The 10957-nt window shown below is 73.0% G+C and carries 6 protein-coding genes; 1 reads left to right on the forward strand and 5 read right to left on the reverse strand.

Translation table 11 applies throughout. From position 1 onward, the window contains the following. The 5 genes from PPSIR1_RS40135 to PPSIR1_RS40155 form a co-directional block, all read right to left on the reverse strand. Positions 1–4891, reverse strand: a 4891-nt coding sequence (locus PPSIR1_RS40135) for a hypothetical protein (RefSeq protein WP_006977063.1), incomplete at its 3' end; no start/stop codon positions are given. 141 nt (positions 4892–5032) lie between these two features. Further along, positions 5033–5812 carry a thioesterase II family protein gene (locus tag PPSIR1_RS40140; protein ID WP_006977064.1) on the reverse strand — a complete coding sequence of 260 codons (780 nt, stop codon included), beginning with the start codon at positions 5810–5812 and terminating at the stop codon, positions 5033–5035. 143 nt (positions 5813–5955) lie between these two features. Next, positions 5956–6222, reverse strand: coding sequence for a hypothetical protein (locus PPSIR1_RS40145; RefSeq protein ID WP_006977065.1), 267 nt, complete (start codon positions 6220–6222; stop codon positions 5956–5958). A gap of 199 nt (positions 6223–6421) precedes the next feature. Beyond that, positions 6422–7306: a rod shape-determining protein MreC gene (gene mreC, locus PPSIR1_RS40150; protein ID WP_006977066.1), complete on the reverse strand. Its 885-nt coding sequence runs from the start codon at positions 7304–7306 to the stop codon at positions 6422–6424. 6 nt (positions 7307–7312) lie between these two features. Continuing rightward, positions 7313–8347, reverse strand: a complete 1035-nt coding sequence (locus PPSIR1_RS40155) for a rod shape-determining protein (RefSeq protein WP_006977067.1) — start codon at positions 8345–8347, stop codon at positions 7313–7315. 375 nt (positions 8348–8722) lie between these two features. Here PPSIR1_RS40155 and PPSIR1_RS40160 point away from each other — a divergent pair, with 375 nt between their 5' ends. Beyond that, positions 8723–10615 carry a peptidylprolyl isomerase gene (locus PPSIR1_RS40160; protein WP_006977068.1) on the forward strand — a complete coding sequence of 631 codons (1893 nt, stop codon included), beginning with the start codon at positions 8723–8725 and terminating at the stop codon, positions 10613–10615. Positions 10616–10957: the final 342 nt, after the last annotated feature.

Consider the following 10957-nt stretch of genomic DNA (forward strand, 5'->3'; position numbering starts at 1 on the left):
GGGCGCGCCAGCGGGCGGCGCTGCCAGGCCCGTTGTCAGGTCCGTCGTCGGGCCCGTCGCTGAGTTCGCTGCGGTTCTCGCCGAGGAGGTCGAGGGCGGCCTCGGCCAGATCCGCGGCGGGGCCTCGCTCGGCCCGAGCGCCGAGCTCGAGCAGGCGCTCGACGGCGGCGACGGTGTCCCTGTCGAGGAGGCCGAGGAGGCGGCGCACGCCAGCGCGCAGGCGCTCGGGGGGGAGCTCGCCGGCCCCGAGCCGCGCCTCGAGCTCGGCCACGGCCTCGCCGACCCGGCCCAAGCGACGCACGGCCCAGTCGCGCAGCTGCGCCAGCTCGCCAGACTCGAGGGCCTCGGGGTCATCCTCGGCGAGGAGCTCGAGGGCGAAGGCCACGGCCGAGGGATCGTCGAGGCCCTGGGCCAGCTCGAGCAGGCTCCGGACGGCGCGCAGGCGCGTGGGCCCGGGCGCCATCTGGGGCGCCGCCGAGCGCAAGACCCGGTGGCTGCGCACGGCCAGCTCGTGGTGGGTCTCGCGGCCCTCGTGGGCGTCGAGCAGGGCGGCCAGGCGGTCGAGCACGCGGGGGTCCTCGCGGCGGGTGCCGTGGAGCAGCTCGTCGAGGCGGCCGAGGGCCGCGAGGGGGCGGCCGAGGGGGCCGTCGAGGAGGTCGACCTCGGCCAGGTGATCGTCGAGCTCGAGCTCGTCGCCGAGGGTCTCGCGGAGCACGGCCCGGGCCCAGGCTTGCTGCTCGAAGTCCTCGACCTGCTCGGCGAGGGCCAGCCACCGCCGGGTCGAGCGGCTGCGATCCTGGTCGCGGTCGCGGGCGGGGTAGAGGCGCTCGGCCCGGGCGAAGTGGGCGACGGCGGCCCGCGCCCGGCCGGCGTTGGCCTCGGCGCCGTGCCAGCGATCGAGGGCGTTGGCCAGATCGAGCTCGAGGCGGCCCTGGACGCGGACGGCCTCGGCGACGCGCCGGTCGAGGCTGGCCCCGCGCTCGTCGTCGACCCCCGCGCGCTCGAACGCGTCGAGGGCTCGGTCGAGGTCCGGGTGGCGCTCGACCTCCAGGGACAGCAGCCCGCCGAGGGCCAGGGCCAGGAGCTCGGGGTCGTCCTGGGCCTCGGCGATGGCGGCGAGCAGCTCGAGGGGCTCGCCGTGCTCGGGGTCCAGCCGGCGGGCGCGCTCGGCCAGCTCGCGGGCGCGGGCGTGCTCGCCAGCGTCGATGGCGTCGCGGGCGAGCTCGAGGGCGGGGACAAAAAAGCGCGGGTCGTCGGTGGCCAGGCGCTCGCCGGCCACGGCCCACAGCTGCAGGGCCTGGGCGCCGTCGCCCTCGTCGAAGCGCAGCCGGCCCAGGAGCAGCAGGGCCGGGGTGTGCTCGGGGCGGAGCACGAGCAGGTCCTCGAGCAGCTCGGCCAGCTCGGCGTCGCGGGTGGTCGCGTGGCCGTCGGCGATGCTGTCCTCGACGACCTCGATCAGCCGCTCGAGCAGCTCGGCGCGCAGCTCCGGATCGACGTTGAGCTCGGTCTGGCGGCGCAGGTGGGCCTCGAGGGCGTCGCGGTCGCCGAGCTCGCGGAGCACGTCCTCGAGGCCCCGGGCCAGGCCGCTGTCCTCGGGGCGCAGGCCGACGGCGCGCTCGAGCAGGCCGACGCGGGTGCGCGGGAGGTCCTCGGGCAGCTGGACCTCTTGGCCGAGGATCGCCGAGAGCTCGCTCGAGTCTTCGACGCCGGCCTCGTCGAGGACCCGGGCGGCGCGGGCCAGCCAGGCCCCGAGGCGGCGGGCCTGGTGGGGGTCGGCGGTGCGCAGGTCCTTGGCCGCGGCCCACAGCGAGCCGGCCTGCTCGAGGGCGACGGTCAGGGCGCGGTCGTCCTCGGCGAGCTCGCGCAGGGCGGCGAAGGACTCGTCGGCGACGGCCTCGCGGACGGCCTCGTCGACGGCCTCGGGCTCGAGCCGGGCCAGCTCGCGCTCGCAGGCGGCGAGGAGCTCGGCGGCCTGGGGGGCGTCGCCGAGCTCGCGCAAGGTCGCGGCGATGCGCAGGCTCAGGCGCCCGCGCTCGTTGACGTCTGTCTGGGCGCTCGCGTCGAGCAGGCGCTCGAGCTGGGGCAGGGCCTCGGCCGGGCGGTCCAGGCCCTCGTAGGCGTCGGCGAGGGCGCGGCGCAGGTCGAGGCGCTCGGGGTCGAGCTCGAGGGCGCGCTCGAGGTTGTCGGCGGCCTCGGCCAGGCTCTCGAAGTCCTCGCGGGCCATCAGCGCCCGGCCCAGGCGGCCGCGGGCGTGGAGCTCGGTCGCGGCCTCGCCGAGCTCCGCGGCGATGTCGGCCAGGCGCGCGAGGCCGTCGACGTCGCGCTCGTCGAGGAGCTGCTCGAGCTGGCCGAGGATCTTCTCCGGTCGCTCGAGCTCGTCGACGGCCAGCCATAGATCTTCGACGCGCTCGTCGATGCGCAGGGCCTGGGCCGCGCGCTCGACCAGGGCCTCGCCGCGTCGCTGGCCGCGGGCGTAGGTGATCAGCAGGTCGAGGATGCGCGGCCGGTCCGTGGGCGGGGCGAGCTCGAGGCCGAGCTCGAGCACGTCGAGGATCCACTCGCGCTCGTCGAGCTCGAAGGTCATCGTGGTCTCGCCCCCGGGGATGCGCGCGAGGGCGGGGCGCAGGCTCTCCCAGGCCGGGTCGATGCGCCCGGCTCGGCGCAGCAGCCGGGCCCGGGACAAGAGCAGCTCGTCGCGGTCGTCGAGCTCGATGGCGCCGCCGTGGTCGAGCTCGAGCAGCCGCCCGAGGTACTCGGCCGCGGCCTCGCTGTTGCCCAAGCGACCCTCGAGCAGGGCGCCGCGGCGCAGCAGCACGGCGTTGTCGGGCTCGCGCTCGAGGGCGAGGACGAGCTGTGCGCGGGCGAGCTCGCGGTGCTCGGGGTCGTCGAGCTCGACGGCGACGGCGATCAGCCGCTTGCGCAGGCTCGGGCGCTCTTCCGGTTCGGCGAGCTCGAGGCGCCTGCGCAGCAGCTCCGTGGCGATGGCCCGATGCTCGGCGCGCAGGGCCAGGGCGATGGCGCGGTCGAGGAGCTCGCGGTCCTCGGGGGCGTCGCCGATCGCCGCGCGCAGCAGGCCGAGGGCCTGGGTGTCCGCGTCGTGGTCGTCGCCGTAGACCGCGAAGCTGTCGGCGACCTGGGCCCGCAGGTCCGCCCGGCGGCGCGGGTTGGGGGTGCCCTCGAGGGCCTCTTCGAGGGCCTCGAGCACGTGGGGGACGGCGGCGAGGGAGCGGCCCTCCCGGGCGACCTCGGCGATGCGCGCCCGGGCCAGGACGACGAGGGCCTCGGGCAAGAGCTCGGCGAGCTCGCGGGCGAGGGCGCGGCGGGGATCGCCGTCGGCCTCGGCCCCGGCTCCGGACTCGGGCTCGGGCTCGGTCGGGTTCCGGGGGCTCGCCCCCCGGCGCGCGCCGGAGCGTCGCTCGCGGACCTGGTCCCGGGCCCGGGCGAGCTCTTCGCGGAGGCGCTGGGTCAGCGGCCCGACGATGCTCAGGGCGCTGCGCGGATCGTCGAGGCGATCGATGAGCAAGCTGGCGACGGCGAGCTCGAGGCGGCCCTGGGTGGCCGGCGGGTGGGGCTGGCGGCAGGCCGCGGCGAGCAGCCGGGCGAGCTCCTGGGCCCGACCCTCGGCGGCCAGCAAGGTCGCCAGCAGGCGCCGGGGCTCGTCGGCGCTGGGCTGGAGGTCGAGCCACTCGTGGACCGCGTCGAGGCAGGCCTCGCGATCCAGAAAGCGGGTCAGGCTCACGCGCCAGCGGACCAGGGCCAGGTGCGCGGCCGGGAAGTCGGCGAGCTCGCGGCTGAGCGCGCGCAGGATGTCGAGGGCGGGGCCGAGGTCGGGGTTGGTGCCGCCGCCGCTGCTCTCCCCTTCGAGGGCGTCGCCCAGGCGCAGGCGCCCGCGGGCTTCGTCGAGGGCGCGGCCGATGGGCTCGTCGAGCAGCCCGAGCTCGCCCTGGGCCGGGGCCACGGCCGCGCGGGCCTCTTCGCTGGCCTCGGGCCGAAACTGCGGCGTGCTCGGGGGCTCGTCGCCCTCGTGCTCGGCCTCTTCGCCGGGCTCGGCCTCGGTCATCGGCCCGCGCAGCTCGAGCTTGAGCCCGCGCCGGGTCAGGGCCAGGGACTCGAGCGCGCAGCCCTCGAGGTTCGGGGCCTTCCAGCCGACCGAGGCGAAGGCCCGGGTCATGGCCAGGCGGCCGACGTCGACGCGCAGGGCTCCGCCGGGTCCGGCGTCGATGCCCGCGCGCAGCCCCGCGACGGGTCCGGCCGCGAGCCGGCGCGCGATGGCCTGCCACAGCCGCCGCGCGCTCTGATCGCGGCCCTCGGCGTCGACGCTGGCTCCGCCGCGCGCCTTGGGGCGGCGAGCGGGGTTTGGGGGCAGCTCGCCGACCAGCCACAGCCGGTGCGGACGCAGCTCGATCAAGCGGTGGACCGGGGCGAGGTCGAAGGCGGCGAGCAGCCACACCCGACCGCCCCGCGGGCCGACGCCGCCGAGCATCAAGCAGGGTCGGTGGCGCTCGACCCCGGGCAGCTCGCGGCGCATCTCGAGCTCGACCCGGTCGAGGGTCACGCCGAGGACGTCCGCGCCCAGCAGGCGCTCGCGCAGCCACGGCCGCAGCACCCGGTCTTCGATGGTCAGCGACGCGTAGACCGTGCGGCAGCGACGGTTGCGAAATTTCGTGGCCTTCAGCGGCCCGCGCAGGGGCAGGCGCACGCCGGGGATGACCGCCTCGTACTCGCGCAGGCGCACGCCCGGGACGAGGCTCTTGCCGCTGACGGCCAGCAGCGCTCGCCGGGCCCGGAACAGCAGCGAGAAGCCGAGCACGTTGCCGACGGCAGGCCCCGCGCCGCCGCGTCCTGGGTCGCTCCCCGTGTCCTCGGGATCCCGAGTGTCTTCACTGGTCATCGCGGGGTCTGCCCTGGTTCGCGCCGCTCGAGCGCGCGGACCATCGGGGCCCGCGAGTATAGCGTTGTTGGTGCGAGCGAGGCACGCCTTGGCGGGCGGCCCAGTCGAGCGAGCCGAGCTGCCAAATGTACAGCCGCGAAGTCAGCCGTTCAGCTCGCGGATCGCGGCGTTGAGCTGGCCCAGCAGCCACGCCCGGCCCTCGCCCTCCGCCATGTAGAAGTGCCCGCCGCGGAACTGCTGCGTGCGGAAGGTGCCGGAGGTCTGTCGCCGCCACAGCCCGAGCTCGGTCCCGGTGACGTGGGGATCCTCGGTTCCGCCGACGGCCAGGAGCGGGCAGCTCAGCGGGCGGCTGCGCAGGGCGGGGTCGTAGGTCTCGTTGATCTGCAGGTCCGCGCGCAAGATCGGCAGGGTCCGCTGGAGCAGCTCCGGCTCGACCAGCACCTCGCGGGGGATGCCGCCGTAGATGCGCTGGACCTCGCGGACGAGCAGGCGATCGGGGAGGGTGTGCAGCTTCAGGGCGCGCTCGGAGCCCGGGGTGGTCCGGCCCGAGACGACGAGCAGGTCAGGCTGGCGCAGGCCTCGACGGCGCAGCTCGAGGGTCAGCTCGAAGGCCAGCAGGGCCCCGAGGCTGTGGCCGAAGAACACGACCGTGTCGTCCATCAGGGGCAACACGGCGTTGGCGAGGCTGGGCGTGATGTCCTCGACGCGCGTGGCCAGGGGCTCGTCCATGCGGTTGGCGCGGCCGGCCAGGCACACGGGCAGCAGCTCGATGTTGGCGTCGAGCTCGGCCGTCCACGGGAAGAAGCTCCGCGGGCTCGCGCCGGCGTGGGGCAGGCACAGCAGCTTGACGGTGGCTTGGGGCCGGGGCTCGGGGCAGGTGACCCACTGGTGCGTACGGGTGGGTGCGTGTTCGTAGTGCATCGCAGCGGCCCCTGGGAACGCGGCGATGGTAGCCCGGCACCCAGGCGCACAACAACGGAAAGCCGACCCGGATCACTCCGCGTGGCCCATGCCGCGCGAACGCCGTGATTTCGTCGCTACGGCCCGTCCAGGCCACGAGAGGGCTAGCTCTCGTCTTCGTCGCAGCTGCTCATCGCCGCGATGCTGTCCGCTCGCATGATGCACTTGGCGCGAGCGTTGTACTCGCGCACGCCCTCGAGCTGGCTCTTCTCGCGCTCGACGTCGTCGATGCAGGCTTCCCGAGCCGCGGTCTTGTCGGCCTCGTTGGTGATCTCGACCCCCTTGTCGGCGGCGAGCACCTCCATCACGTGGTCGCACAGCTCCGCGGGTGTCGGGCTGCACCCGGTCGCCGTCGCCAGGCTCGCGATCAAAGCGAGGGCGAGGGCGTGGCTCGAGCGGAGTTGGACTGGACGGGAGATGGTTCGTGCTGCCGGTCGGGGTGAGCTCATAGGTTGGCGCCGTGACGCGGCCGTTGCAACACAAAAGCACCCCCGACCGCGCGTCCACCTGGATGAGGGCGCGCCTCTGAGTGCCCGAGACCGCGCTCGAGCCCCTGTTTCCAGGCGATGTTCAGTGCAGCGGCGAGAGCCCGCGGGCGGGCTGGCGGGCGCGGGGCTGGCCCGCCCGAGGGTCGGCCTCGGGGGCGTTGGCGAGCACCACCCAGACCATGTCGAGGCGATCGAAGCGGATGCTCGGGATGACGTCGACGAGCTGGGCGTTGACCTTGCGCTCCACGCTGACGACGCGGCCGACGGGGTGGCCCTTGGGGAACAGGTCGTCCACGCCCGAGGTCTGAATGACGTCGCCCTCTACGACTGGTTCGTCACACGAGATGATCCGCACCCGGCACTGATCTTCGCCGAGGCCCTCGAGGATGCCCGGGCAGCGGGTGCGCGCGACCTCTACGGCGATCTTTGACGCCGGGTCGGTGATCAGCATGACGTCCGAGTGGTCGGCGTGGGTCCGGTTGATGCGGCCGACGACGCCGTCGGGGGCGAGCACGGCCATGCCCGGGCGGACGTAGTCGTCGCCGCGGTCGACGTCGATCTTGACCACGCGGAAGAAGGGCGAGTGCTCCCGGCCGGTGACCGCCGCCGACAGCAGGTCCTCGGGGACCTGGTCGCGCATCTGCAGGGCCCGGCGCAGCTGACGGTTCTCCTCGCGCAGCTGGGCGAGCTCGACGAGCTCGCGCTTGTGCTCGCGGTTCTCCTCCTCGAGGCGCAGCTTGTCGTCGAGCATGCTGGCCTGGAAGATCCACCGCTCGAAGAAGCTGCCGACCCAGCGCGCCGAGTAGGTCACGCCGGCCTCGAGGGGCGCGCCGATCCGGTGCACCGCCCGGTCGAAGCCGTTCATGTGGTGAGGGTCCTGCAGGGTGCTGCGCAGGAGCATCAAGGGGATGCCGAGGAGCAGGACGATGATCGCCCCGCTGCGGACGTCGCGGAGGGAGATCGCCACGGCGCCCTACTCCACCGCGACCTCGCGGAGGATGTCGAGCTCGTCGAGGGCCGCGCCCGAGCCGAGGACCACCGCGAAGTCGGGCTCGTCACACAAGAACACGGGCAGGCCCGTCTCCTCCGAGAGCAGCACGTCGAGGTTGCGCAGCTGGGCCGCGCCGCCGGTGAGCACGATGCCCTTGTCGACGATGTCGGCGCACAGCTCCGGGGGCGCGCGCTCGAGGACCACGCGCACGGCGTCGACGATGGCCGAGACCGGCTCGGACAGCGCGCCGCGGATCTCGTCGGAGTCGATCAGCACGGTCTTGGGGATGCCGGCGACGAGATCGCGGCCCTTGACCTCCATGGTCATGACCACGTCCGTGGGCGCGGCGGTGCCGATCTCGATCTTGACCTGCTCGGCCGTGCGCTCGCCGATGAGCAGGTTGTACTTGCGCTTGATGTGCTGGACGATCGCCTCGTCCATCTTGTCCCCGCCCACGCGCACGCTCTTGCAAGCGACGATGCCGGCGAGGGAGATCACCGCGACCTCGGCCGTGCCGCCGCCGATGTCGACGACCATGTTGCCGCCGGGCTCGGTGATGGGCAGGCCCGCGCCGATCGCCGCGGCCATGGGCTCCTCGATGAGGAAGACCTCGCGGGCGCCGGCGGCCAGGGCCGAATCGCGGACCGCGCGCTTTTCGACCTCGGTGATCCCCGAGGGCACGCAGATGATGATCCGCGGCTTGACCAGGGTCTGGCGGTTGTGCGCGCGGTTGATGAAGTGGCGCATCATCGCCTCGGTCACCTCGAAGTCGGCGATCACGCCGTCCTTCATGGGCCGAATGGCGACGATGTTGCCCGGCGTGCGCCCGAGCATCTCCTTGGCCTCCTTGCCCACGGCCAGCACGCGCTTGACCACGCCGCCTTGCTTTTGCACGGCGACGACGCTCGGTTCGTGGGCGACGATCCCCTTGCCCTTGACGTAGGTCAGGGTCGTGGCCGTCCCGAGATCGATGGCCATGTCGTTGGAGAAGAGGCCGTATACCCAGTCGAAGAGCATGCGCAGGGTCGTGAGCGGGGATGGACGCTCGAGGAGGCGGGGCTGTTCCCGGTTGGAGCGGCGTCGCGGTCTCGGGGTGCGACGTCCAGTCTCGCAGCCGCCCTGAGATACACGGGTGCCAAGCGGCGGGCAAGTTCACTGGGGGGGCCACGGCCCGGCACGAACTTCGTTCATGCGGGCGACGGCGCGGCGGGCGGTGATCCCCTGGAGCCGTCTGCGCGGGGCGTGAGCGCAGGCGTGGGTGGAAGCTCACGCCCTCGTCGAGCGAGGTCGACCCTGCGCAGGTGTTCGCCCTCCGCCATCGGTCAGGGCGCTCGAGGGTGCGCGGCCTTCCGACTTATCGCGGCCGCTGCCTTGGGCTAAGGTGCCGCACCCATGTTCGGCTCCGAGCGCGGAAAAGGCGGCGACATCGTCGTTTGGTTGATCCTTGGCGTCCTGGCCCTGGCCTTCGGCCTGACCTTTGGCCTGCCCTCCGACCAGCTGTCTGTCGGCGAGTCGGGCTACGCCCGGGTCTTCGGTCAGAACGTGACCAAGGAAGACTTCGCCTACCAGCAGCGGGCCCTGGGCACGGTCTTCCCCCTCCCCGAGGGCGAGCAGGGCCGGACCTTCGGCGTGCGCGAGGAGGTGCTCGAGGCCATCGTCGAGCGCCTGGTCCTGGCCAGCACCGGCGAGGAGCTCGGCCTGATGACCGAGACCCGCGACGCCGAGGAGATGACCCGCGACGGCTTCTACATCATCTTGGATCTCGACCGCGGCTTCCCGTGGGCCGGCGAGGCCAAGTTTGACTACGAGTGGTTCAAGAACGACTTCCTGCGTGGCTACCTGGTGGTCTCCGAGCCGCGCTACCTTGAGATCCAGCGCCAGGAGCTCCTCGCCCGCCAGACCCGCGACCTGATCGCCGCGTCCGTGGTCGTGCCCGAGGCCGAGGTCTGGGCCGAGTTCGAAAAGCGCAACAACCAGCTCTCGCTGCGCTACGTCCGGTTCCCGCCCAACGACTACGCCGAGCTCGTCGACCCCACCGCCGCGGAGGTCGATGGCTGGATGATGGAGCACCCGGACGAGCTGACCGAGATGTACGAGCGCGAGGCGGCCCGCTTCCTCAAGCTCCCCGCCGAGGTCGACCTGCGCATCATCGAGGTCGCCAAGCCCATGCAGCCCCCGGCCGACGCCGGCGAGGAGGTCCAGGCGATGTGGGAGGCCAACGTGGCCGCGGCCAAGGCCAAGGCCGAGCTCGCGCGCACGCGCATCGTCGACAACGGCGAGCGCTTCTCGACCGTCGCCCGCGAGCTGTCCGAGGCCATCGACACCGCGCGCATCGGCGGGCGCTACGGCTGGACGCAGGTCACCGACACCGGCAGCGGCCTCGACCGCGCCGTCGACAAGGCGGCCCAGGCCCTCGAGGACGGGCAGGTGTCCGAGGTCATCGAGGGCGAGTCGGCCCTGTTCGTGGTCATGGTCGCCGGTCACCGCGAGGGCGACGTGCCCGAGGACCAGGCCAAGCGCGAGCTGGCCGAGGACGCGGTGCGCTCGGCCCGAGGCCGGGAGCTGGCCAAGCAGGCCGCCGACGAGGCCCTGCTCGCGCTGCGCGAGGGCGGCAAGGATCTCGACGATCTGTTCGGCGCGAAGACGCCGGAGCTCGGCAAGCCGGGGGCCCTCGGGGGCCTCGGCGGCGGCGGCGGTCTCGAGGACGCGCCGCTCGGCGAAGGCGCCGGCGAGGAAGAGGGCGCTGGCGAGGGCGAGGAGGGTGCCCCCGCGGAGGCGCCGGCCGTCGCCAAGAACGTCGACTTCTCGCCCAAGATCGAGATCAAGGAGACCGGGCTGTTCCAGTTCGGCGAGGCCATCCCCGACATCGGCGCGAACCCGGGGCTGACCCTGGCCGCGTGGGAGGTCAACATGGACGAGCCCGTCATCGACGAGGTGTTCAACACCCCCGCGGGCTACCTCGTCGCGGTGGTCGATGAGCGCTCGCAGGCCGACCGGGAGCGCTACGCGGAGGAGCGAGCCGAGATCTACGACCGGCTGACCCGGACCCGCGCGATCGGGGTGCTCAGCGCGTTCACCAAGCATCGCTGCTACCTCGGGAAGGCGACCGTCGACATTCGCACGAACGATCGGGCGGTCGACCAGCTCATGGCTTACGAGGGGGTGGAGTGGCCGGAGGAGAACGCTCCGCTGCCGCCTTATGAGATGTGCGCGCGGGTTGGGGATGGTGGCGGGATGCTGCGGTTGGCTGGGGCGCTGCGCGGGCAGGGCATGCGCTCGCCTTAGCGCGTGGGTTTGCTGGGTTGGGCGAGGGGTCTCGTCTCTGACATGGAGCGGGCTCCTTCAACTCGTTGTTCTTCTTGTCGTTGCTCATCGCGCTTTTCTCTCTGAAAAATCTGTCGTCCAAAAGACGTTTGAATCGTGAACTGTTGACCCCGTGACTGCAACCCCAGAGAACAAAAAAACGCGCCAATCGTTGGTCTGGGCGCTCGGAATGCAAAATCGCGCGATCACACGATGACTTTTGTTCCTTTGGACATGATCGCAACGCAATGGGTCAGCGCGAAAACACCCAGCTTTGCGCCAAAGCGCTCGATTTGACCTGACCCTTGGTCCCAATCACGCGTG

Source organism: Plesiocystis pacifica SIR-1 (assembly GCF_000170895.1).
GTDB lineage: Bacteria > Myxococcota_A > Polyangia > Nannocystales > Nannocystaceae > Plesiocystis > Plesiocystis pacifica.